This window comes from Candidatus Nitrospira allomarina (assembly GCF_032050975.1).
GTDB lineage: Bacteria > Nitrospirota > Nitrospiria > Nitrospirales > UBA8639 > Nitrospira_E > Nitrospira_E allomarina.
This window is the reverse complement of sequence record NZ_CP116967.1, coordinates 4,396,982-4,421,684: the sequence shown is the minus strand read 5'-3', so window position 1 is coordinate 4,421,684 and position 24,703 is coordinate 4,396,982. Positions and strand designations below refer to the sequence as shown.

At 50.1% G+C, this 24,703-nt stretch carries 20 protein-coding genes; 9 read left to right on the top strand and 11 right to left on the bottom strand.

What is annotated here, in order from left to right; translation table 11 throughout:
• Window positions 1-18 precede the first annotated feature (18 nt).
• The 5 genes from PP769_RS19195 to PP769_RS19175 form a co-directional block, all read right to left on the bottom strand.
• The gene (locus PP769_RS19195; protein ID WP_312643383.1) at window positions 19-951 is read right to left on the bottom strand and encodes a TIGR01777 family oxidoreductase; all 933 of its coding nucleotides are present in this window, start codon (window positions 949-951) and stop codon (window positions 19-21) included.
• 340 nt (window positions 952-1,291) lie between these two features.
• Window positions 1,292-2,095 carry a formylglycine-generating enzyme family protein gene (locus tag PP769_RS19190; protein WP_312643381.1) on the bottom strand — a complete coding sequence of 268 codons (804 nt, stop codon included), beginning with the start codon at window positions 2,093-2,095 and terminating at the stop codon, window positions 1,292-1,294.
• A complete protein-coding gene (locus tag PP769_RS19185; RefSeq protein WP_312643379.1) occupies window positions 2,095-2,454 on the bottom strand; it encodes a hypothetical protein in 360 nt (119 codons plus the stop codon). The genes PP769_RS19190 and PP769_RS19185 overlap by 1 nt, the downstream gene beginning before the upstream one ends.
• 310 nt (window positions 2,455-2,764) lie before the next feature.
• Entirely contained in the window at window positions 2,765-3,820 is a 1,056-nt protein-coding gene (locus PP769_RS19180; protein WP_312643377.1) for an SUMF1/EgtB/PvdO family nonheme iron enzyme, read from the bottom strand.
• A 159-nt stretch (window positions 3,821-3,979) separates the two neighbouring features.
• A complete protein-coding gene (locus PP769_RS19175) occupies window positions 3,980-4,363 on the bottom strand; it encodes a c-type cytochrome (protein ID WP_312643373.1) in 384 nt (127 codons plus the stop codon).
• A gap of 720 nt (window positions 4,364-5,083) precedes the next feature.
• On the opposite strand from PP769_RS19175, the gene PP769_RS19170 reads away from it, so the two are divergent.
• The 6 genes from PP769_RS19170 to PP769_RS19145 all read left to right on the top strand — a co-directional run bounded on the left by PP769_RS19170 (window position 5,084) and on the right by PP769_RS19145 (window position 12,590).
• The gene (locus PP769_RS19170; RefSeq protein WP_312643371.1) at window positions 5,084-5,983 is read left to right on the top strand and encodes a MerR family transcriptional regulator; all 900 of its coding nucleotides are present in this window, start codon (window positions 5,084-5,086) and stop codon (window positions 5,981-5,983) included.
• A gap of 678 nt (window positions 5,984-6,661) precedes the next feature.
• Entirely contained in the window at window positions 6,662-7,141 is a 480-nt protein-coding gene (locus PP769_RS19165) for a cupredoxin domain-containing protein (RefSeq protein WP_312643369.1), read from the top strand.
• Window positions 7,142-7,620: 479 nt separating this feature from the next.
• On the top strand, window positions 7,621-8,511 hold the full coding sequence (locus tag PP769_RS19160) for a formate/nitrite transporter family protein (RefSeq protein WP_312643367.1): 891 nt from the start codon (window positions 7,621-7,623) through the stop codon (window positions 8,509-8,511).
• A gap of 52 nt (window positions 8,512-8,563) precedes the next feature.
• Window positions 8,564-10,180: a ferredoxin-like domain-containing protein gene (locus PP769_RS19155; protein ID WP_312643364.1), complete on the top strand. Its 1,617-nt coding sequence runs from the start codon at window positions 8,564-8,566 to the stop codon at window positions 10,178-10,180.
• A gap of 101 nt (window positions 10,181-10,281) precedes the next feature.
• The gene (locus tag PP769_RS19150) at window positions 10,282-10,800 is read left to right on the top strand and encodes a TIGR03546 family protein (RefSeq protein WP_312643362.1); all 519 of its coding nucleotides are present in this window, start codon (window positions 10,282-10,284) and stop codon (window positions 10,798-10,800) included.
• Complete coding sequence (locus PP769_RS19145; RefSeq protein ID WP_312643360.1) at window positions 10,800-12,590, top strand: TIGR03545 family protein; 1,791 nt, start codon at window positions 10,800-10,802, stop codon at window positions 12,588-12,590. The genes PP769_RS19150 and PP769_RS19145 overlap by 1 nt, the downstream gene beginning before the upstream one ends.
• A gap of 19 nt (window positions 12,591-12,609) precedes the next feature.
• Here PP769_RS19145 and sthA read toward each other — a convergent pair whose 3' ends face one another.
• Both sthA and PP769_RS19135 read right to left on the bottom strand, forming a co-directional pair.
• Entirely contained in the window at window positions 12,610-14,028 is a 1,419-nt protein-coding gene (sthA, locus tag PP769_RS19140; protein WP_312643358.1) for a Si-specific NAD(P)(+) transhydrogenase, read from the bottom strand.
• Window positions 14,029-14,207: 179 nt separating this feature from the next.
• Window positions 14,208-15,173, bottom strand: coding sequence for a metallophosphoesterase (locus PP769_RS19135; RefSeq protein ID WP_312643356.1), 966 nt, complete (start codon window positions 15,171-15,173; stop codon window positions 14,208-14,210).
• Between the two features lie 41 nt (window positions 15,174-15,214).
• Between PP769_RS19135 and PP769_RS19130 the strand changes: the two genes are divergently transcribed.
• Window positions 15,215-15,616: a hypothetical protein gene (locus tag PP769_RS19130; RefSeq protein WP_312643354.1), complete on the top strand. Its 402-nt coding sequence runs from the start codon at window positions 15,215-15,217 to the stop codon at window positions 15,614-15,616.
• Between the two features lie 164 nt (window positions 15,617-15,780).
• On the opposite strand, the gene PP769_RS19125 is transcribed toward PP769_RS19130, so the two are convergent.
• On the bottom strand, window positions 15,781-16,776 hold the full coding sequence (locus PP769_RS19125; RefSeq protein WP_376753388.1) for an acetyl-CoA carboxylase carboxyltransferase subunit alpha: 996 nt from the start codon (window positions 16,774-16,776) through the stop codon (window positions 15,781-15,783).
• 19 nt (window positions 16,777-16,795) lie between these two features.
• Window positions 16,796-20,260 carry a DNA polymerase III subunit alpha gene (locus tag PP769_RS19120; protein ID WP_312643351.1) on the bottom strand — a complete coding sequence of 1,155 codons (3,465 nt, stop codon included), beginning with the start codon at window positions 20,258-20,260 and terminating at the stop codon, window positions 16,796-16,798.
• A gap of 496 nt (window positions 20,261-20,756) precedes the next feature.
• Here PP769_RS19120 and PP769_RS19115 point away from each other — a divergent pair, with 496 nt between their 5' ends.
• Both PP769_RS19115 and bfr read left to right on the top strand, forming a co-directional pair.
• Window positions 20,757-21,077: a heavy metal-binding domain-containing protein gene (locus tag PP769_RS19115; protein WP_312643349.1), complete on the top strand. Its 321-nt coding sequence runs from the start codon at window positions 20,757-20,759 to the stop codon at window positions 21,075-21,077.
• 223 nt (window positions 21,078-21,300) lie between these two features.
• Window positions 21,301-21,774 carry a bacterioferritin gene (bfr, locus tag PP769_RS19110; protein WP_312643347.1) on the top strand — a complete coding sequence of 158 codons (474 nt, stop codon included), beginning with the start codon at window positions 21,301-21,303 and terminating at the stop codon, window positions 21,772-21,774.
• A 157-nt stretch (window positions 21,775-21,931) separates the two neighbouring features.
• On the opposite strand, the gene PP769_RS19105 is transcribed toward bfr, so the two are convergent.
• Together PP769_RS19105 and nikR are read right to left on the bottom strand one after the other, a co-directional pair.
• Entirely contained in the window at window positions 21,932-23,998 is a 2,067-nt protein-coding gene (locus PP769_RS19105; protein WP_312643344.1) for a TonB-dependent receptor, read from the bottom strand.
• 197 nt (window positions 23,999-24,195) lie between these two features.
• On the bottom strand, window positions 24,196-24,612 hold the full coding sequence (gene nikR, locus PP769_RS19100; RefSeq protein WP_312643342.1) for a nickel-responsive transcriptional regulator NikR: 417 nt from the start codon (window positions 24,610-24,612) through the stop codon (window positions 24,196-24,198).
• Window positions 24,613-24,703: the final 91 nt, after the last annotated feature.

Here is a 24,703-nt window from a genome sequence, read left to right as displayed (position 1 = left end):
TAAATGCGAATAGTTCAGCTATGTTGCTTGAGGTGATGGTTTGCGAAATATTGATTGTAACGCTTCCTGGAGGGTGGGATAGGAATAAGAAAATCCACTCTTCAGGGCTTTTTGTGGGTGAACGCGTTGGCCAGTTGTTAGCATCGTGGCGAGCTCTCCCAAGGCGGTTTCCAATATAAATTCCGGAACCGGGAACCAGGATGGACGGTTCATGGATTGTCCCAATGTCGTACAAAAGTCGCGCATGGTGACTAGCTCGGGGGCGACTCCATTGACCGGTCCGATCAGCGTAGAGCGGGTCATCACAAAAAGAATGAGACGGGCAAGATCATTCCGGTGGATCCACGAAACATATTGCGTTCCGGGTAAAACGGGACCGCCCAGAAACAAGCGAAACGGCAAAGACATTTTTGCTAGGGCTCCGCCATCCGGTCCCAACACCATACCGAATCGGATTGGAATCACCCGAAGACCCAAGGCTTCGGCTTCCATAACCGTATTTTCCCAAACCTGACAAAGATCAGAAAGAAAGCCTTTGCCAGGAGTAGAAGATTCATTCAGCTCTTCTTCACCTCTGGCTCCATAGAAACCGACTCCTGATGCGGAAATAAATGTGTGTGGTTTGTTTTTCCAGCTCGAGATGGCTTGAAGCAGGGCTTGTGTCGGTTGCACCCGGCTGTCAATAAGCTCTTGTTTTCGCTTGTCCGTCCAGCGGGAATCCGCAATCGGTGCACCGCATAGATTAATGACGACATCTGCCCCCTCGCATTCCCGAACCCATGGTCCCTGAGTCACCCCGTCCCACTGGACGAAACGACTTTGTGGGGCGGCAGACGCGGTCTGGTCCCCTGCATGTCGGGTAAGGATGAAAACGGAATACTCTGCATCATGTAGTACCCGGCAAACCTCTCGTCCGATAAATCCTGTTCCACCGGCAATGACAATTTTCATAATTAATCCTCTCTGGAATCTTCCCTCATTCAGATCTTTAAGGAGCAGATGAAGGAGTTCGATCGACAGGAATTCTCAACTAAATTCGCCCTTAATGGACAAAGTCCGGATTGAAAATAGGATGAAACGTTGGAGGAGGGGCAATCGATGGTTTCATGAGCAAAGCGTCCTTGAGTTTCGCACCTCATAAGAACCGGGTTTGGGGCTAAATCATCAATGGGATCCGACCCTTTTGCCCTCAAAATCTTAAAAGTTGTGTTGAAATCTTGTTCATGGTCCCAATCGGGGTGCCGGTCAAGCATCCTCCCTGAGATGTTGAGACCCACATCACAGTCCCGGTTTATTTAGTCTCCAATGATTCGGTATCCCGTGCACATCGAAAGCCCACACCATGAGTCTTCAGGGCAAACCCTCCCTTTCCCCTGGCTGCCGTTCTGATATCGGCCTCCAAACTATGCCAGGAGCCACCCCGAACGACCTTCAGAATTCCTGTACCCGGACCCTTGGGATTTCGATCTGGAGAATCTTTGTAGTAGTCCTCGGCGTACCAATCCTGGACCCACTCCCTGACGTTCCCGGCCATGTTTTGCACGCCATATGGTGATGCCCCGCCTGGAAGAGTCCCGATCAATTGAAGCGCATTTCCGTCATCCCATTCCCGATCATAGTTGGCGAGAGTTTTCGTGGGAGTGGAGTTCCCCCATGGATAGATGCGCCCATCAATCCCGCGGGCGGCCTTTTCCCATTCAGCTTCGGTTGGAAGACGTTTCCCTATCCATATGCAGTAATCCTCAGCGTCATTCCAGTTCACTTGAACGACCGGCAAATGATCGATCCCCTCTTCCTGGCTTAGAGAGACCTCTCCATACACGTTCAACGGTTCCCTATGTCCGGTTGCCACCAAAAACTCTGTATATTGATGATTGGTGACCTCGTACTTGTCTATGAAAAATTCATCCAAATAAATTTCCCTTTGTGGGAATTCGTCCAATCGACCAGTTTCCGGAAGGCTTCCGCGGAGAAAGGGACCCTTAGGAATTTTGATCATCGGTGCATAATCCCATTGTTCTTCGAGATGAAGTGCCCATGAGGGTTGTGCCAACCCTATGGACAACAGGAATACCAATAATGACAGCAGGACCATTATTCTTTCTCCATTTGGCTTTTTCGTTGGATCTCAGCACTCAATTGATGTATTTGTTTCGTTAAATTTCTCACCTCTTCTATGTTGCCCTCATGTTGCGCCATCATGGCTTTCCGCAACAGGTCGCGACCTTTCATGAGGTCTGCCTCCGCGGCAGTTTGAATTTCCGGAGAAGCCAGAGTCCCTCCCAGGGCGGCTTTGTGAAAGGCATCCCATGCATTATCCATGGAATGACTAGCATCATGGATTAGATGTTGGGCTTCGGCGAGTCTATCCTGAGTTGGCCGGATTGGCTCTGCTGCTGCGGGTTCGGAGATTGTGACTAGCAGTACGATCGCAATTGGCATTAGGTATTTCATGACAGCCTCTTATTAAGAATTTTCTCCTCAATCTTCTTTGCCGCCACTCCACTTCAGAATTTTTTCGGATAGGGTGCGATCACGTTGATTTCCTAAGACGTATTTTGGGTAAGCTTCGGATTCTGGTCTCCACTCGGGGACACCCCATTCGCACTGTCTCCTGTTTTCTTACTGAAAAGGAATGACCGAGAAGTTGGTTTCTCGTTGAACTACTTGATTGTGCTTGCCAGCATAAGACGGCTCGCAAAGAGTGATGGGTGACGAGGCAGATCATGATGATGCTGCCTCGTCAGAATCTTATCCGAAGTGCTTACATCATCTTTTTGATGACCTCTCGGGTGGCTTTGTACTCCGCATTTTCCGGGTCCTCCTGGAGGGCTTTCTCTATTGAATCAAGCGCGTCTTTCCACTTTTCTTCTCCCATGCTGATCAGAGCATGCATGAAGTGATATTGCACGTACTGCTCCGGTTCTTTGGTGGCTGTCTTGGCACACCGGAATCCCAGGCCCACACCGTAACTGTTGTTCATGGGTTGATTCCAAAACCGATGCGTGGTGGTAATACTGGTAACTGGCGCGTTCCAAGACCCACCGCGGATCACTCTCTTTTCACCGGTCGTGAGCCGGTCAACATAGAGACCGGTTCCCCCGAGCCATACCGGTTTTTCCGGACCAGTTGTGTTCATGATGAATGGGCCCTTCTCATAAAACCGGGGATCATACCAATCATAAACCCACTCGAATGCATTTCCGGCCATATGATGGAGTCCATAAGGGCTGGCTGCTTCAGGGAGAGAGTCGACCGGCATGGTGGAAGGTTGATTCCTTCCGAAGTTGGCGAGCTTGGGGTCGAGCTGGTCTCCCCATGGATACTTGAGTCCCTGCGGCCCGCGTGCGGCATTTTCCCATTCAGCCTCGGTGGGGAGGCGTGCCCCCTTCCATTCGCAAAAGGCTGTTGCATCATGATAATTGACTCCGACTACTGGCTGATTAGGCTTATTGAGACGAGGGTCGTCCCAGTAAGCAGGCGCAGGATGGTTGGTGTCCTTCATGAATTCCTTATACTCACCATTGGACACCTCATATTTGTTGATCATGTAAGAGCCCAACTCAACCTGGTGTGCAGGACCTTCATCATGAAAAGCTTCCGCGGACCAGGGTTTCAACTTCCCTCCCTTGGCCGAGGTCGGCATGACCTTATCGATTCCCATAATGAATTTTCCGGATGGAATGTGGACCATTTCGTTCGCTAGCACAGACCCGAATGACATGAGAACGGCCGGCACGATGAGGGCGGATGCGAACAATCGAATTTTGAGTTGATCGCCGACTTTTCTTGTTTCAGCGAGTGAGTTTTTAAACATCATCACTTCATACCTCCCAGGTGGATCATAAAATTAATAATAGATTTTAATTGTGACACTCCGTCGCATGAACCGCCGGCCCGGCCTGCACATTACACACAGACGTCGTTACCTCCTTGCTCTCTGAGTCCCTTTTTTTATTAGTCGATGTTACGTTTCGCTTCATTTTGTTTTAACCGGGCTGGCAGCGGCTTGTTGCTGGGCTTCCGGGTCCTCCCATCGGTCGGTTGCAGGATTATAAGCCTGCCCCCTGAGTGCAAAGTTCCGCTGGTAGGCAATAATCTTCCAGATCTCCTGATCAGACAACTTTTTGGACCAGCCCTCCATCGAGGTCATGGGAACTCCCTCTTCGATGCGCCAAAACCAGTAGGAATCGGAAAACCTCTTAACTCTCTTGGCATCGGTGAGATCCGGGGCACCCCTCTTGGTAGGCTTTCCATCTCTCCCGTGACATTTCGCACAATTCACGAATGGTTTCGTTACACCCTGATACAGTAAGCGACCTTCCGACAAAACCACTGGGTCATTCCACCATCCTTTTGGCATGTGCTTGTCGGCGAATTCAAGCGGAACGTCTAAGGTTGGTCGCGAAGAAGTCCCTCCTTGACCGCACCCCATTATAAGGAATACGGCTAGGTAAGTGAAATATAAATTGCCTCGCTGCATCATTATTTAGCCTGTGGATAAATTATTGATTAGAGAATGTTTCATGGCCGCTATCTAGAATTTGATCAATATGTACAATGAAATTTTCTATTATTGGAAATTCCTGATCCGTGCCTGTAAAGATAAATAAAAAAAGATTACCTGTCTCCCTAGTTCATCCCTTTGAAATAACCTGCAGATTGGCAAAGGGACGTCTTTTCTTGGGCTGCGGTTGTGGCAGGGTCTTTGAGAGTCGGTGCTTTATAATTAGCGGGTCGATCACATCACCGCACTGGAGACACTTGGCAACAGGAATTTGAAAATGGGAGGTTTCCTCGTCTGGGGAAACGCAGAACGTACTGACTAAGAGTCCTGCGCATCTTGAGCATGTCGATGGGGTTTCAGGGTCGGCAATAGATCTGCCAATTGAGCCAATGTTATCAAGTTTGTTTTGGTTGTACATTTTAGCTCCTCCCTTGAATGATCATCACATAAGTGAATCGTTAATAGTTAATGTTTGTCTATAGTATGTTTAATGTTTTAGCACTTAGTATAATGTTTGTCAATTATTTTGTATTTAAATATTTGACATACATTAGACTCTAATTGTAATTTCTTAATATGGCAATGTATAGAATTCAACGATTCTCAAAGCTTACGGGAATTTCGACACATGTCATACGCGCTTGGGAAAAACGTTATGGATTAGTAGATCCAACTAGGGGAGCCAATCGCTATAGGCTCTACAGGGATGAAGATGTTCGACTATTCAGATACCTGAAATCGCAGGTCGACCAGGGGATGAGCATCGGGCAGCTAGCAGAGACCGGGCGGGAAACACTTCTCAGGCTGGCTCATCAGGACTGGGTGAGATCCGCGGCTGAGACGCCGCATTCCGAGAACCTAATCTCCGAATTGATTCAGGCGATCCAGGAGGGCAATCGGCTCGGTTTTCAGCGAAAACTGAATGGCGCATTGGCTGTCATCCCGTTTGAGGAAGCGCTGCACCGATTTTTGCTTCCTCTACAAGAGAGGGTTGGCCAGCTATGGCATGACGGCGTGATGGGGGTCGCCCAAGAGCACTTCGTCTCAAACCAAGTCAAGCAGAAAATCTTTTCGGCCCTAAATCAATTTCAATTATCAGAGGGAGATCCGCATGTGGTTGTGGCCTGTCCGGCCCAGGAGTGGCACGAAATATCGGCCATGACGGCAGCCTACCTGTGTGCGGTGCGTGGATGTCGCGTACACTATTTAGGGGCCAATCTTCCTATTCCCGAACTGGCAAAATTTTGTGAACAATTCCGCCCATCTTATGTTCTCCTTTCCCTGACGGTCGATCGTACCCTTACAGAGGCCAAAATGATCGTCAAGGAATTAGCCTCACTCATTAAACCCCTTGCACCGATCGGCGTAGGCGGACAATTTGCGCAAGCCCATTCCTCTCTTTTTTGGGATGAAAAAATCACGGTCTTTCCAGACATGCAATCGCTTGATGCCTTCGTACGCTCTCTTCCTCACTAAAGGGGTTTTTTCCTCTTCAGTTTCGGATTTTTGATGGGTTTTCCCGTGAAGCGATTTCCCTACTGATCTTCCTCTCTCCATCTCTCGTTGGACATGTTTTGGTTTGTCAGCCGTGCATTCACCATGTCCATGAAATCCGGATTTCATGATCTGAATTCAATTTCCAAATTCCTTGAACCACCCGATAGTCATTTCTGAACTTCATGCAAACCGAACAGTTCCGCAATTATAAAATCACGCTATAAATTTCCAGAGAAATGGGTGAATAAAAAGCTCTGCCTCATTGCCAGGGTAGCGAAGGCAAGTGACTCCTGTAATTAGACGAACTTCTGACCTTTTAGAAAAGGGACAAGGGAAAAATGCGCGTTGGTCAGGAGTGGGCCGGACTCCTGGGCGGGAAAGCAAAACCTAGAAAATCGGGTAAAGGTATGGCTTGAAGCTAATAGAGGACAGAGTAGATTTTCTTCTCAATTTAAACGAGTTTTCCTGCTTAAAATTCCATAGGGAACTCAGGTATAAATTAATGCTGTCTAATGTTTTATTGAACATTGTTTGATGTTGTGAAGTGTTTGTCAGTAATTTGGGGGGTAAGGGGAAAGTTGATGAGGGAATTGATATGGAGGATTTGGTTCTCCCCGACTTTCAACATTTAATATCTTACAACCGACAGGACGCCTTATGAAGAATTTCAATTTTAACAATTTAAAGTTTTTACTCATAGGAACCCTCGTTCTTGCCATGGCGTTTCCGGTCCTGGCGGCAGTATGGCCGACCACAACCATCGTGGTGAAGGATAATGGTTATCACATTACCTCTGAAAGCCCATCCGGCACCTTGACCCCCGGTTTCACCATGGACGCCGGAATGACCAACACCATTACCTTGAAGAACGAAGACATGACACCCCACGAATTCGTATCCAAGTCGTTCAAGCACATGGATGTGGAGATGTCTGGGGAAGCCGATGTGGTTAAGGACGGAGCCGCTAGCGGTTGGAAGATAAAGCCGGGGAAAACCGTGGTACTCAAAGTCACGCCCAAAGTGGGGGAAAACTTTGGTGGAAGTTGGGAGGTGTTCTACTGCCCCATTCACGGGAAGGGGAGCATGAGGGGGGAAGTGGTTGTCGCAGATTCCAGGACTGGGACCGGCGCGTTCTAACCTTTTAGGGCCATAAGAAACGGGGTCTCTGGTTCACATCGATTCAGGGGCCCTGTTCTTTGTATACCTTCGATAGGTGCATGTAACTCAGGTCTATTGACCAGCTCCATATTTGACATCAGTTTGGTTGTCTGATAAAAATGATGGAAAGTGACGATGACGTCGCTTTATAATTTAAATAGAGATTTTGGACAATGGGCGTCCAATTCCTCAGAGGGATTGGGCGTTTTTTTTTAGTCGAATGCGAGAATTGGGTGATGAATCGAGGGAACTGACATTTTGAAACGACAATCTTCCCAAACGAATGATTTAGCTATTAGGTAAGAAAAAGAATTCATACTCCATCTTTCGAGGAGCGAATGGTGGGGAAGGTGGCAAAGGCGCCACTGCCCGGGCAAGGCGGAAAAATCCGACCGTAGTTCAGGCAGGTGGCGCTTTTTTTTTGGGGGACAACTGAATAACCTGGTAAGGAGAACGTCATGCATACGGTGGATGTCGAACGGATGGTTCAACTGGCAGAGAGGAAAGTGGAGTACCTCCGAAGCAATCCCATCGGATACCTCGTCTTATCCGCCCTGGCCGGCATTTATCTCGGGTTTGGGATATGTTTGATTTTTAGTGTGGGAGCTCCATTCTGGGCTGAAGGTTCTGCCGGATTGAAACTTGTGATGGGCGTGTCATTTGGCATTGCGCTCACCCTTGTCATCTTTGCGGGATCGGAGCTATTTACCGGAAACAATATGGTGTGTGCTCTTGGTGTTCTGGCTAAGTCCATCTCGATGAAAGAGGCCGGGCTGATTTTTTTCTGGTCGTTTGTGGGCAATCTGGCCGGATCATTGGGATTGGCCTGGTTGGTCGCGTATTCAGGCGTGGTGGGAAAGGCGCCGCAAAGCGAGCTATTGCTGCACGTAGCATCCCTTAAAATGAATCTTCCGATGGGGGAACTGTTTATTCGCGGGATTCTTTGCAACTGGCTTGTGTGCTTGGCTGTATGGTCGGCTGCTCGCACGACCAATGATGCCGCCAAGATCATGCTGATTTTTTGGTGCCTCTTCGCGTTCATCGGAAGCGGGTTTGAACACAGCATTGCGAATCAATCGCTACTGGGGATCGCGTTATTCCTTCCACATGGTCCGGATGTTTCCTGGGCCGGGTTTTTCTGGAATCAGATGTGGGTGGTATCCGGAAATATCGTCGGTGGGGTCGTGTTTATGGGAGGTGCCTATTGGATCATCAGTCCTGTCCGTGGGTGGATCAAGAAAACAGAAAGGGTTGTGGAAGGTGTGTCACCTGACTCGTCACGGCCGATCCATCTACCAGCGGAGGGGAAATTATTGCCTCAGCCCCTAGTTGTTGGTCGGAGAAATTAGGAATTACCACGGGTGGTTGATGGAATCGAGAAAGGAACGGGAAGGGATTCGGATGAATAAGATTGAAGTGCTCAAGGGAGAAAAAGACGGCTTGGACATCAAAGAGGATATTGCCCGATATGCGGAATTAGGGTGGGAGGCGATTCCGGATGAAGATATTCAACGATTGAAGTGGTATGGATTATTTTTGCGAAATCCCACGCCGGGATACTTCATGATTCGCGTGCGGATTCCAGGAGGAAGAACCACGTCGGTCCAGATGCGCACATTGGCGCACCTCGCAAACACCTTTGGAAACGGCGTGTTGGATCTGACAACCCGTCAGCAGTTTCAGTTACGCCATTTGAAGATTGAGCATGTACCGGAAGTGTTTCGTCAAATGGAGGAGGCGGGCTTGTACTCCTTGCAAACCGGCATGGATAACGTCCGTAACATCATGACGTGTCCCGTGGCCGGGTTAACGGCGCAGGAACAACTGGACGCCACGGATTTGGTGAAGCGGCTCACAGAAGAACTGGTAGGGCATCGGGCCTATTCGAATCTTCCCCGAAAATTTAATATGGCGATTACCGGCTGTCTCGACAACTGTTTACACCTTGAAACACAAGATCTGGCTCTGGTGCCCGCGACGGTCGAGGGGGAGGGCAGCCCGATCACCGGATTTAACCTGTTGGCCGGAGGCAAACTTGGATCCGGCGGGTACCGCATTGCCACCCCCCTCGACGTGTTCGTGACTCCCCGGGAAGTCGTGGCGGTGACCGGAGCCATCCTTCGGGTCTTTCGGAATCATGGATGCCGGGACTCCCGTACCACTGCCAGACTGGCTTTTTTGTTGGATGACTGGGGCGAAGAACGTTTTCGTCTGGAAGTTCAGCGGGAGGTGGGATGGGAATTGTCGCGAGCGGGGACCGATGTCCGGAAGTCGGCAGTCAACGATCATATGGGTGTCTATCGGCAAAAGCAGACAGGCTTGAACTATGTGGGGCTCAAAATTCCCGTCGGCCGTATTCAGGCGGATGATTTGCACGGAATAGCGGGACTGGCCGACATCTACGGCACGGGGGAACTCCGTCTGACGGCCAATCAAGCGGTCATCATGCCTCATGTTTCAGATCGCGTGTTGGGAGACCTGACGGAGGAGCCCCTCTTGCAACGCTTTGTCTACAATCCCACGCCGGTGCAAAAAGGCTTAGTCAGTTGTGTGGGAAGCGACTACTGTAATCTCGCAGTCATTGAATCCAAAAGTCGAGCGGTGGAAACCGCCAAACGAATTGAAGCGATGATCGGCACGGAGATGAAACCCATCACCATGCACTGGTCGGGATGTCCGGCAGGCTGCGGCAATCATCTCGTCGCCGATGTCGGTCTGTTAGGGAAAAAGATTAAAGTCAAAGGTCAGGTGCTCGAAGCGGTGGATATCTTTGTCGGTGGCCGTTCCGGCCCCGATCCCAAGCCTGCCATCAAGTTATTGGAGGATGTCCCGTGCGACACCCTGGCGGAGGTCCTAAGCGGAATTCTTCCGTACCACTCGCGGGAGAAAATGCATCGGACAAAGGCAAAAACCATAAGTAAGCGCAGCGTATCGCGGCGGGCCGTTGATCCGGAAAAGACCACAAGCGGAAGGAACGAAACCGCGGCTACGTTACTGACCTCTCCAAGTATAAATTAAGCTCCAACCTGTTTGGGAATTTCTGCTACCTATTAGGTAGACGTAGCACGGTTTCAAAGCTATTCTGATATTATGTCCATAGCACCTGCCTTTTAAAGGACATGATTAAGCTTCTTGCCAAACTCCTCCGCGTTCTAAATTCAGAAACCGACCCAGGGCAAATTTCTTTGGGATTGTGTTTTGCGATGATCGTAGGGCTCACCCCACTTGTGAGCTTGCACAATCTCTTTGTGGTCCTGCTGGTATTTGTTCTGCGTGTGAATCTTTCGGCTTTTCTGTTGGGGCTGGCGCTATTTACGGGGATTGCCTATCTGCTTGATCCACTTTTTCACCAGCTCGGGCTGGCCGTTCTGACCGCCCCGTCCCTCGCAGATCTATGGACCTCACTCTATCAATCGGTGTGGTGGCGACTGGAGCATTTCAATAATTCTATTGTGATGGGCAGCCTGGTGTTTTCCGTGGCTTTGTTTGTCCCTGTTCTTCTGCTTTCGAACCTCCTGATTCGGCGCTATCGCCAACATGTCATGGTTTGGGTCCAAAAAAACAGGATTATGCAAATGTTTAAAGCCAGCAAGTTGTATCGTACCTATGAAACCCTTTCGTCCTGGAGGCCGGGCTGATGACGAAATGGATTCGGTGGTGGGGTCTTGGGGCATTTGTGGTGTTTGCGGCCATTGTGGGTTGTGTGTGGATATTTTTTGTGGATGAGTGGGTGAAAGGAGCAATTGAAAGTGCGGGGACCAAAGCTGTGGGAGCCAAGGTGGAGGTAGATGAGGCCGATCTCAGCCTGTTTCCGGCAGGACTTTCCTTGGCGGGACTGCAAGTGGCCAATCCCAAGTTTCCCATGACGAATGCGGTGGAAGTGGCCAGGGTGACGATGAGTCTAGACGGACTGAACCTGTTTCGGAGAAAAGTCATTGTTGAGGAAATGACTGTGGAAGGGGTTCGATTGGATACTCCCAGAACCACTTCCGGCGCCGTTCAGCCTCTCTCAGATGTGTCTCCTGAAGAAGAGTCCGGAATGTTTTCTCTTGCGCTTCCGGCTCTAGAAGTGCCTGACGTGAAAAATATTTTGGAGAAAGAAGATCTGGAAACCATCCGGTTGATTGAAGCGCTGAAGGCGGATCTGCAGCGGGAACAAGAGGCGTGGGAATCACGACTGAAGAATTTACCGGGAAAAGCTCAGCTTGCCCAATATGAGGAACGCATAAAAAATTTAAAAAAAGCGGGGAAGGGGGGATTAGAGGGCTTGCTGGGAGGGGTTGGCGAAGTGCAAACGTTGAAGCAGGATATTGAACAGGAAATTGAGTCGTTAACAGGCGCCAAAAAGGAATTTGAAAATACTGTGGCGTTGTTTCGTACCCGGTTGAAGCAGATTCAAACCGCACCACAACGGGATATTCAACACCTCAAGGCCAAATATAATTTGTCTCCGCAAGGATTGGCCAATATGAGCCAAACGCTATTAGGGCCTCAGATTGGATCGTGGGTTCACCAGGGGGCGTTTTGGTATGGGCGAGCGAAGCCGCTTCTGGAAGGAGCAAGGACAGTGGATGGGGAGGTCGGTCCTCAGGTGCACAAGCCTTTGCGGGGGAAGGGCCTGGATGTGCATTTCAAGGAAGCGCATCCGCTCCCCGACTTTCTGATTCGTTTGACGAAGGTATCAATCGATTTAGACTTAGGGGAGTTGGCAGGGACTGTTCACAATATCACCACCGATCAACCGATGTTGGGGCAACTCACGACATTCGCCTTTTCCGGGGACCGGTTGAAAGGGGTTCAGTCTGTTGCATTGGAAGGGGCTCTCAACCACGTGGAGCCTGCCGATTCCAAGGATCAGTTTACGGTGCAGGCGAAAGGGTATGAACTCACCAATCTCGCATTGTCCAAAGATGCCAAATGGCCGGTTACCCTGACGAGCGGGATGAGCGATATCAATGTGAACACGGAACTCAAGGGCCGGGCCTTGACGGTTCATGGCGCCGGGAATCTTCGTGGCCTTCACCTGTCCGCAGGAAGGGAGGATGATCCCAATCCTTTGACCAAAGCGCTCAGCTCTGCCGTGACTGATATTTCCCAATTGTCTATTCAGGCCGATGTGACGGGGACATTGGAGCAACCTGATGTCAGGATATCCTCCGACCTGGATCGTATTCTTCAGGATGCGGCTGGCAAGATGGTGAAGGAATTGGCTGCGAAGTTTGGTTCTGAGCTTCAGGCGGCCATCTCGGCGAAGATTGCAGAACCGATGCAACAACTCAAGAATGATTTATCCGGGTTTGAACGAATTGCCGGTGAGTTGACGGAGCGGGTCACGCAGCATAACGATGTTCTCAAGAGTCTTCTGGAAAAAGGTCTTCCCAAGAAGGGTCTAAAGGACCTTCCCGACGGATTCAAACTTCCGTTTTAACTGTGACCTCAGATGTGTATTATATTTCACAAAGCTTATTGTAGGCGTCCAAGGCTGCGACTTTGTAGCATTCCGCTAGCGTTGGATAATTGAAGACTGTCGTGAGGAAGTATTCGAGTCCCCGTTCGGTATGAAGGATGGCCTGTCCGATGTGAATCAGCTCGGTGGCTCCCGTCCCGATCACATGCACACCCAATAGCCGGTGATCCTTTCGATGAAATAACAGTTTCATCATGCCGTTTGGATCACCCATGATGGTGCCCCTTGCGATCTCGCGGTAACGGGCGACTCCCACCTCATACGGAACTTTTTCAAGCGTCAGTTGTTCCTCTGTGGCTCCCACCATAGAAATTTCCGGAATGGCATAAATACCAACAGGAAATAGGCTCGTCATTGGTGTGGCTTCCATATTGAAGGCATAGCAGGCCGCTAAACGGCCTTGCTCGGAAGATGTGGCCGCCAGGCTTGGAAAGCCGATGACATCGCCCGCGGCCAGAATATGCGGGACAGTCGTGCGATAGTGCGAATCGACTTGCAGACGGCCACGGGCATCCACGGTCAATCCGGCCTTCTCGAGGTGGAGTGTCGATGTGGCTCCCGTTCGTCCGACGGAATAGAGGACCAGGCCTGAGACCAGTCGTTTCCCGGAGGCCAAATGAATCACGACTTTTGAGGATGGTGTCCTCGCGATTTCTAATTTTTCGACAGTTTCACCCAGGCGAAACGTAACCTGGTGGTTTCGCATCTGATAGATGAGTTCATCGACAATTTCGCCATCCAGAAATTCCAACGGTCGAATTCGTGAATCCACGAGGGTCACTTCGACGCCAAGTGCGCCTAACATTGAGGCATATTCAATGCCGATGATCCCGGCTCCAACCACGGTCATGGTTCGTGGAAGCTGTTGCAGATGGATGATGCTATCACTGTCGAGAATATATTGGCCGTCAACGGCAATATTGGGTGGAGGCGTTGGCATGGTTCCCACGGCAATCAGAATGTGGGCGCTCGACAGGGTTTGTGAATGTTGGTCGGTGTGAACCAACAGGGTGTGGGGATCCACAAAGGAGGCTTCTCCTTGTAAGAATTCCACATCGTTTCTTCGTAATTGATCGTTGATCACCTCACCTTCGATGCGAATGACTTCTGCCACGCGAGTGGTCAGTTGGGCGGCCGTGGGTCGTGTTTTCGTGGTTTCCGGTAAGCGACCCCAATGGTGTTGGGGTCCGGTAAAGGACAAGACGGCTTCCCGAAAGGTTTTACTGGGAATGGTTCCGGTCTCTAAACAGGCACCGCCGACCGCACGCTTCTTTTCAATAACTGCCACGCGTTTTCCTACCTTGGCTGCTTGAATGGCTGCCCGCTGTCCAGCCGGTCCGCTACCGATACAAATCAGGTCGTATTGAAATGGTGAGGGTGTCGTGATTTGGGGGCTCATGATGAAAGAACGAAGGAAGATGCCACAACAGATGATCGCTCAGAGCATAGCGTGGCAAAAGAGAGAAGTACAGGTCAAGCGTATCTGGAATCGGAGGCCGCATGATTGCTGCTGGGGCTACTAAGACTGTGTGATGAGTCTGTCTGTCTGTCCGTATAGGCATTGATGATCGGCGGCGCTCAAGGTTTAGGGGCTCGTGTGAGCGTATGGATGATAATTTCCGGAAAGCAGAACAGCCGGATGGGAAACAGGGAGGTGCCGACTCCTCGAGAGGTGTACCCGCGCATGGATTGATATTCCCATGGGCCTGCCTTGTAGGCCCTCGGGCAGCGGCAATGGGTAATGATGGGTTTGCTTCCTGGAAGGCAGATTTGTCCTCCGTGTGAGTGGCCGCAAAGGTACAGATCCATTCCGGCAGTCGAGGCCTCCGGAATAATCTCCGGGGAATGCACTAAGAGAATTCGGACGGCGTCGGTGGGCGCGAGGCGTATGGCTTTATCCAGGTCGCCCGTTTCGTAATAATGAACATCATCTAATCCGAGGAGCCAAATCGCATCCGATCCCTTTTCCAGGGATTGAGCTTCATTGAGGAGCATGCGGATTCCGCAACGCTCAAGTCCGGGCACCATTTCCAGCCAATCGTGATTTCCCAAAATACCCGTAATGCCATAGGGAGCCTGGATCGTGCTGACCAATGACTCCATGAGTGTCAGTGTCTTGTCATAATGGCCATATGTGAGAAAGCGAAAATCGCCGGTCATGACGCACAGGTCGTATTGCAAGCTAGAAAGAGCTGTCTGAAGCGCCTGGCCTTTATCGATCATCCCTTCGATATGAAGATCTGACAAATGCAGAATTCGAAATCCATCAAAGGACTCGGGCAGATGAGGAATCGGGACAGTGTGCTCGACAATTCGATATTGGGACGTGTTCTTGACGGCCAGCGGCCAAAGCCCAGTCGTTTTTAAGAGGGTTTTGATGAGCCAGGCAATGGCTGGAAATTCCTCCATGTGAATGTGGAGGTGATAGCCTTTTAACAGAAGAGCCGAATAGTGGGCCTGCATTTCCATGCGCTGGCCTGCATGATCAGATCCGATACGGTCCACTAATTTGGCAAAGGCTTCTTGGTCGTGGTGGTGGATCATGTGCTTGTCAGCCAAGTGGGATCAGAGGTAGCATGGTTATTATGCAACGATTAGATCTCATTAATCCTGAGTTGCCCGATATCCAATTTGTCCTCATGGTATTGGCATTATGTACGTCGGATCTCGAAACGATGAATGCCCCATATTCTGTGAGAGAGACGGTTTTCAATCGGTGTTGGGCATTAATGCATGAAAGCCCTCCGCCTGTGAAGACGCGAGAGCGGGTCCTGGATTTGACCCTGAGTGATGAAATCACTCTAGAAGCCTTGGTCCATGTGATCCGACAAACCTTCGAAGAGCATGGTTTTGTTGAATTGACCTGGGATCATCCACCAAGTGAACCGACACGCGAATCGACTCCGGAAGCCCGTCCTTTGGTCGAGCGGTTAGAACAGTGGGAACCTCCTCCAGACAATTTGAATCCTCCAGCATCTTCAAACTAATGGCAGTTGCCTGAGGAACAAAAATAATGGGACTGCGAAACGTGAACCTCGTGATACTTAATGGGGGGGAATGAACAACCGCCTGAAGAAGAGGCGAACAACTCAAAAGGAAATTACCCTGTGGGGTCTTGGTCGCGTAAACCCGTTTACGGATTTTCTGCAGGTCATGAGTTGACCATTTTCACCTGTTTGGGTGTGGTCTGAGAAGAACCAAATGTACCCAGACTCCGGAATTTAGTCTCTCGCTGATTTCGGAGTGCGGCGGGGGACAATTTCTGTAATTGCAGGTAATGGGTGTCGAGTGCCTGGGAGAGCCGGTCGGCCATGACTTTCGCATCGCGGTGGGCTCCTCCCATGGGTTCAGGTATAACCTCTTCGATAACATTAAGTTTGAGTAACTCCGGTCCCGTCATTCGTAAGGCCGTTGCGGCATCGGAGGATTTTGTGGCGTCTCCCCACAAAATGGCGGCGCAGCCTTCTGGGGATATTACCGAATAAATGGCATGTTCGAGCATCAGAACCCGATCGGCCACACCTAAGGCCAAGGCGCCACCACTGCCGCCTTCTCCTGTGACCACGGCAAGAATCGGCACTTGCAATCTGGACATTTCCAGTAAATTTCTGGCAATGGCCTCGGCTTGGCCGCGCTGCTCCGCATCGACGCCGGGGTATGCTCCTGGAGTATCGATAAAGGTAATGATTGGTCGATTGAAGCGTTCCGCTAATTTCATGAGACGCAAGGCTTTTCGATAGCCCTCCGGTTTGGCCATACCAAAATTTCGGCGCATGCGTTCTTTTAAGGTCTTTCCTTTTTCATGACCGATGGCCATGATGGAGCGACCCCTCCATGTGGCAAACCCTCCAATGATCGCCCGGTCGTCGCCGAACAGGCGGTCACCGTGGAGTTCCATAAAACCATTGGTCATGTGCTCCAGGTAATCAGAAATTGAAGGGCGCTGTGGGTGCCTGGCGATTTGGCTATGTTGCCATGGGGAAAGATTGGCATAGATCTCACGTTCAAGGTTTGCCAGTTGTTCGGTCGATTTGACAATGGCCTCCTGAACCGAGACCTTTTTGGATTTGGATTTCACTAACTTGGCGATGCGTTCTTCAAGTTCCTTCAGGGGTTTTTCAAAGTCCAGGTATTCACGCACGGACAAGCTCCTTGGTAGAGGGAAATTATTGGAAGGTGACCGTGGATGCGCCGAGGAGATGTTCCACTTCTTCTAAAAACTCCGGTGACGGAGAAATGCCGATATCCGATAATCCCGACATGCTGGCCGTCAGATTAGGGTGCAAGTGAAACGCCAACGAAATAGGGGTCGGACCGCGGTGGCGTTCGAATATGTCTTTTAAGTCTAGCAGATTGTGGGGGGAAACGTCCTGTTCGTGGACCTTGAGCGTCACATGCTTCACCGTTTCATTTTCTAATTGGGAGAGCGATTCGACTTTGGTGGTTTTGATCCGGGCGCCATTATCCATCAGGTCCACGGTCCCGGTAATCCGAACCACCGATTCCGGCCCCAATAATTCTTCGTGCTGCTTAAAGGTCTCAGGGAAAATAATCGCTTCAACGGTTCCGTGCAAGTCTTCCAATTGGGCATAAGCCATCCTGTGGCCTTTTTTCGTCGTCGTAATTTTGAGACTGGAAATGACCCCGCAGACTTTGACCTCTCGTCCGTCGCCGACGTCGCGAATGGTCTGGGTGGAGCAGGTAGAAAAATGAGTGATCCCAACGCTGTGGCGGTTGAGAGGATGCGCGGTGATATAAAAGCCGGTCAGCTCTCGTTCATATTTGAGTAAGTCATTCTGAGACCACTCGGGAATCTGTGGAATGACGAAACCAAAACCTTCCTGCTTGGGGGCTGCCGGCTCCGGAGCCAGTATTTCAAACAGACTGGTTTGTCCTTCCCGTTTGTTGCGTTGGACCGTCGAGGCATGGTCCAAGGCTTCATCCAGGACCTTATACATGCTGGCGCGCGTGAAACCCATGGAATCAAAGGCTCCGACCTTGATGAGTCCTTCCAGCACCCGTTTGTTGACCTTTTGCGAATCAATGCGGCAACAAAAATCAATAAAGGAGGAAAATGGGCCTTCCCGGTCTCGTGATTCCAAAATCACGTCCACGGCGTTTCCGCCGACGTTCTTGATCGCCACTAACCCGAACCGGATACCCTCAGGCACGACACTGAAATTTTTTAAGCTCTGGTTGGCATCGGGGGGCAGGATGTGTACCCCCAATTCACGACATTCGGTAAAATAGCCGACCATCTTGTCGGTATTTCCCATTTCAGATGTCAGCAGGGCGGCCATAAATTCAGTGGGGAAATGGGCTTTCAGGTAAGCCGTTTGGTATGTCACGACCGCGTAGGCAGCGGAGTGAGACTTGTTAAATCCGTAGCCTGCGAAAAAGGCCATTTGGTCAAATAATTTTTCAGAGAGTTTTTCCGAAATTCCCTTTCCTTTCGCGCCCGAGACAAACAATGCCTTTTGTTTGGCCATTTCCTCATGTTTTTTCTTGCCCATCGCCCGGCGGAGTAAATCCGCTTGCCCCAATGAAAATCCTGCCAACTGGTTGGCGACGGCCATGACCTGTTCCTGGTAAACGATCACCCCATAGGTTTCTTTGAGAATGGGTTCCAATTGCGGAGGGTCATAGACAATTTGGGAGGCGTCCCGTTTTCGCTTGATGAAATCGTCCACCATGCCGCTTTCTAAGGGGCCGGGACGATAGAGCGCGAGGATGGCGATCAGATCTTCAAACGTTTCCGGCTTGATTTTAACCAACAGGTTTCGCATGCCGGAACTTTCCAGTTGGAAAATTCCTGAAGTTTTTCCGGAGCTGAGCAGCTCAAACGTCTGGAGATCATTCAAGGGCAGATTGTTGATGTCCAATGGCGGCTCATCAGGATGTTGAGCATTGACCATCCGAACTGCGTCATGAATCATCGTCAGGGTTTTAAGCCCCAGAAAATCAAATTTCACCAACCCGACTTTTTCCAGATCGGTCATCGTGTATTGGGTCACGATTTCGTCGTTACTTGTTTTGTAGAGGGGCACATGATCCATAAGGGGTTTTTGCGAAATGACCACTCCCGCCGCATGAGTCGACGCATGTCGCGCCAGGCCTTCCAGGGCCATGGCCGTGTCCATGAGTTCCTTCATGTTGGCATCTTGATCGACAAGTTCCTGCAGGCGTGGTTCCTGTTTCAGGGCATCCTGGAGTGTGATGTTGAGTTGCGTGGGAACCAGCTTCGCGACCCGGTCAACTTCGGCATAGGGAAAGTCCATCACTCTCCCCACATCCCGGATGGCCGCTTTGGCACCTAGTGTGCCAAAGGTAATGATCTGGCATACATGCGCCTCTCCGTACTTCTCAATGACATAGTTGATCACTTCGCCACGGCGGTCCATGCAAAAGTCCATGTCGATATCCGGCATGGTGACACGTTCGGGGTTGAGAAAACGTTCAAAGAGCAGGTTGTAGGTGAGGGGATCGAGGTCCGTAATTCTCAGGGCGTATGCCACAAGGCTTCCGGCGGCCGATCCTCGCCCGGGGCCGACCGGAATGTTGCGGGATCTGGCAAAATTGATGATATCCCACACAACTAAAAAATATCCGGCATACCCCATGGCGTTCAGGACAGCCAGTTCGGTGTGGAGTCGCTGTTGATAGGCCTCGGATGGGATGCCCGTTGGGCGTTCTCGTAACCGGCTTCGAAGACCGTCTTCCGCAAGATGCTGAAGGTAGGAATTATGAGTCTGGCCTTCAGGAACGTGATAATCCGGCAAATAGGAGGTTCCGAACTCCAATTGAAGATCGCACTGTTCGGCCACCTGGGTGGTATTCAAGACCGCCCGGTTAAATTCGGCAAATTCCGCGATCATTTCTTCAGTGGATTTCACATATAATTGATCAGTGTCGAACTTCATCCGGTTGGGATCTTTGAGCGTTTTTCCCGTTTGAAGGCACAACATGATCTCATGGGGACGCGCATCTCGTTTATTGAGATAATGGCAATCGTTGGTGCCGACCAGTGGAATGCCAAGCTTTTCATGAATTTCCAGCAACCCTCGATTCGCAGTAAGTTGATGATCCAAGCCGTTGGCCTGGACTTCCAGGTAATAGCGGTCCTTTCCAAAGATTGACCGATACTCATCGGCCACCCGGAGAGCCCCTTCCATATCCTGGTGATTAATGAGCTGTGGTACCTCTCCGCTCAAACACCCTGACAGGGCAATGAGACCTTCCTGATGTTCCTGTAATAATTCCTTGTCCATGCGAGGCTTGTAATAAAAGCCTTCAAGATAGGCCTTGCTGGAGAGTTTAATGAGGTTGTGATAGCCGACTTGATTCGTGGCAAGAAGAATCAGATGAAAATATTCGTTATGCGCAAGGTGCCCTGCACGTTGCGTCCGGTGCCCCGGAGCCATATAGGCTTCACACCCGATAATCGGCTTGACATCGTGAGCTTTGGCCTTTTGATAAAAATCAATGGCGCCGAAGAGATTGCCATGGTCAGTCATGGCGACGGCGGGCATACCAAAATTCTTCACCTGTTGGAACAGGGGTGTCAGTTGGTTGGCCCCGTCGAGGAGACTATACTGTGTGTGAAGATGAAGATGAACGAATTGTGCTGGCACTCATATGGTCCTTCCCTAAAAATTCTAATGAGCACCTCGAATGAAGTCAAATGAAATCACGATGGGAAAAAACGCGCGCGGGCCGGTTTCTGAATTTTTCAAAAATTGCAAGAATAAATTGGAGAAATCCTAAGGAGAATTGAAAAAAAGTAATCCAGAAAAAATGGGCACAAGTATGTGGATAAATCGTTAGGATGAGAATGAAAGCCAAGGGAGAGAACGCGTTAAGCAGATTGCTTATTTGATGGGCATAGTAGTGACCGATGAAACTCCTACCACGGGTTGGGTCACAAAGTTGTTCAGGAAAAGATCCGGATTTCAGAGATGAAATTTTTCTTCCTGTATTGATTCGCGACCCTTTGTCGCGCTCCCATAACTGACATACACGAACTGTTTGTGGAAAAATTACGATGGGACCACGCCCGTTGAACATATCCTGGACATCAATCGATTGAGTATTTGAAGCATTGCTAATCAGGTAAGGGAGGAAGAGAACATGATTCTGACAACTACGCCCAATGTTGAAGGCCATCGGATTAAAGAATATTTAGGTGTGGTGGCAGGGGAAGCAATTTTGGGCACGAATTTTTTTAGGGACTTTTTTGCCAATATTCGTGATATTGTTGGGGGCCGATCAGGGGCCTACGAAAAGGAATTGCGACGCGCGCGTGAAATCGCCTTTCAGGAAATTCAGGAAGAAGCCTTAAGGGTGGGAGCCAATGCCATTGTTGGAATTGATTTGGATTACGAAGTCATGGGAGAAACCGGAAGCATGCTCATGGTGAGTGTAAGCGGGACTGCCGTGAGAGTCGAATAAGTGTTGGGTGACGGACGAGGAGCTGCATATTCTCCATGCTCGGGAATAATTGAACTTGAAAATGTAGATCAACGAGGTTGAGAAAGGAATTCAATATTAATTAATTTTCCCTAAATAAAAACATTGACCAGGCCGAAGCTGGACCGATAAAATATTCAAAGTAATTGAAGCAGAACAAGCAATTTCTCACTTCTGAGACAATTTTTAAAAAAGGAGAACTTCCATGAAGGCAAAAAAGGGTGTGATCGATTTTCTCAATAAAATTTTGACGAATGAACTCACGGCGATTAATCAATATTTTCTGCATGGCGAAATGTGTGGACATTGGGGATATGAACAATTGCATAATGAAATTAGGAAGCATTCGATTGATGAAATGAAGCATGCAGAAGAACTGATTGAGCATATTCTGTATTTGGACGGTGTTCCCAATCTGCAGAAATTGGGTACGCTGAAAATTGGAGAGACGGTTCCTGAGCAATTTAAATCAGATTTGGCTCTTGAACACGAAGCGGTGGTCCTTCTCACCGAGGCGATTACCCATTGTGCCAGCGTCGGTGATTTCACCACTCGACACAAATTGGAAGAAATTGTGAAGAGTGAAGAGGAGCATATCGATTGGATCGAAACGCAAATGGAAACCATTAAGCAGGTGGGAGTAGAGAATTATCTGGCTCAACACATGCACGAAAAATAAGCGTTTCTGTTCCTCCAGATAAACAGGGCTTTCCGGGATTGCCGATGCTTCCTGGAAAGCCCTTTTTCATGGGATCATTGATGACGGGTTTATAGTAGAGAAGTCTGCTCTGGGCTGTCTGATGCAGGCCTTGTGAAAGCGGTCTTTGTCCTGTCTGTTATGTCGACCAAAACCACGTCAGCCCACCCATGAACATTCGGGGAGTGCCCGGGACAAAGTGAATATCCGCAATACCTCCGGCGGGTTCTCCGGGAAGACGGGACTCATAATAAAACTGGGCCTGACGCCAATCGGTATCGGTCAAATTGCGGATGCTAAAAAATGCCTCCAGACGTCCGGTTGGTGGCGCAAGAGGGATTTTGTAGCGAAGAACCAGATCGAAAATCGTAAATGGTTCCAGTTTCACACTGTCATCTTCCGTGCCGGCACGGCTTCCCACCGTCAACATTTGCAACGTTCCCGATAGTCCAATCGGGAGGCGGGCTGTGACTGATGAAAATCCAGTGAACTGTGGCGCCAAAGGGACGGAATCCCCAGTTTTTCGGAACTCGGCATGCGTATATGTCACGTCTCCTCGAATGGTGAGCCAATCCAGCGGGGTGATTCGAGAGCTGAATTCTGTTCCCAGGCGACGCGTCTTTCCTCGCGGTTCCGTGGTCCCTTCATCCCCCACGAATACCAATTCAGATCCTAGATCCAACAGCCAAAATGTGGCTAGAAATTCGGACCAGTTCCACGGGCGGCTCCTGATACCGATTTCATAGCCAATAGCTCGAGTTAAGCTGTTAGTCGACGGATTTTCCACGGCATCACGCGCATCATTGCTGTGAAACCCGGTTCCAACATTTAAGAAAAATTCCGTCTGATACCAGGGACCAAAAACAAGGTTGGCTTTTCCGCTGGCGATGGCATTCGAGGCTGTCCCGTTTGGTCGTTCCGAGCAGTCTGCCCCGCAACGATCTTTCACATTATACGTGAAGACATCCACGCGGCCTCCTCCCACAAAGCGCATCCAGGGAAGGAATTGAAGGTCCAACTTCAGATAGGGAGAATAGGAGGCTTCGAATATATCCGATTCCTGTGTGATCGCCAGGGACGAACGTTTCTGTTGCGTGCCCAAACGCACCTGGATTTGATCAAAGCGCGTCTGAAGTCCTGCCGTCATGGTGCCTTCATAATCGAGCAGGCGAAAAATCTGCCGATAACCGATATCACTTCCGGTCAACCATCGTCGGTCGGTCTGTTCAATCCCGTCACCATTTACCGGATCATTAAGATAAAACGTGAAGTTGCTAAACAGGGACAGGTAATAATATTGAGCCCACAGCCTGGCGAAAACTGTCCCCCCTCCGGGTAGATCGTCATGGTAATCCAATCGACCGGTGCTCCGTATCGATTTGCCCCCTTCTGAAGGATCAAGGGAACCAAAGCGGTCCACGCCCCCGGACCTCACGTCCCGCAAGGGAAGCTGGCCTGACCCGTTCCATCGTCCGTAATATTGGGAAAGCGTCACACTGAGTTGGGATGTGGCTGAGGGGGCAAACGTCAGTTTCGCCAGTCCGTTGTATCGGGTATTGCGATTGACAAAATCATAAGGGCCGTCGGTGTAATAAAATTCTCCCGCAAATAGGGTGCGGAATCTATCGTGAGTGGGAGAAGTCATGAACAGATGCCGTTGGGTATTAAAATTCCCTCCGGCGGATTGAACCATGGTTTGGGGAACCGACTCACGGGTGACATAATTGGCGGCGCCGGCCGTGGCAAAGTCCCCATACTCCACGTGGTAGGGTCCTTTTTTGACAGTAATTTCCTCAACGGTTTCCGGGATTATGAAATTCAAGTCCCCGTATCCCTGCCCATGCGCATGGCTGCGCATGTTGATCGGCATGCCATCCACGTGAAGGGCTAGGTCTGTACCATGATCGGCGTCAAAGCCGCGCAGAAGAAACTGATCAGCCTTCCCGGCCCCGCCCGAATGTTCCAAGGTAATAAGCCCGGGCGCCAAGCGTAATAAATCCGCAGGCCGGCCTTGAGGTTGAAGCAGAATATCCTCATTGAGAATGATTCGATTGGAAGAAGCCGCAATAGGACGTTCGCCAACGACCTCCATCTCTTCTAAAACCGTGACCTCCTCCTGGTCATGGCCTGATGCCGAATCGGCCCACAAGAGGCTGAAGAGAACACAGGCCGGGAAACATACCGCCAGCGCGTGAAGGTGCCGCATTCCCATGGAATTGGTAAAGAAAAAACGAGCGTGGGAGCGAAGGAAGAACCCGCCAGTGACACGAAAATGAAATTAGTAGCACGACTTTTTAGCAAGGTCCGCTACAATTGTCAATTCAAAGTCGTGCGGCAAGGGGGCATGGGGCGGAGAGGAAGCTATGCGGTGTGACAGCAATGTCCTGAGAGGAGGAAGGAGTGCTATTTCACGGATTTTCCCGTGGTCGTCATCGTGAGTTGTCCATGCTTGACTCCTTTGGTTTTAATCAACAGGTTGGCTAATTCAACGAGGGCTGAACTTCTCCCTCTGACCACAATGACTTCCAGGCAATGGTCGTGGTCCAAATGCACATGCAGATTTGAAATGATTTGCTTCCCGTATTCGTGCTGATGTTGAGTTAATTGTTGCAGCACATCTGATTGATGATGGTCATACACAAGGGTAATGGTGCCCACGGTCTCTTTATTTCCGCCCCATTCTTCCCCCACAAGCTGATTGCGGATGAGGTCTCGAATCGCCTCAGAGCGATTCTGGTATCCTTTCCGGTTGATATGTTGATCAAAAGCGGCAAGGAGTGTTTCTTCAAGAGAAACCCCAAAGCGGACCAATGGACTCATTGTCATATTCCTTCCAGGCAGATTTTGGATGCCTCCTATCCTATGGTCTTTTCTGTCAAAAGACAATCGATGGGCCGGACGAGAAAACCGG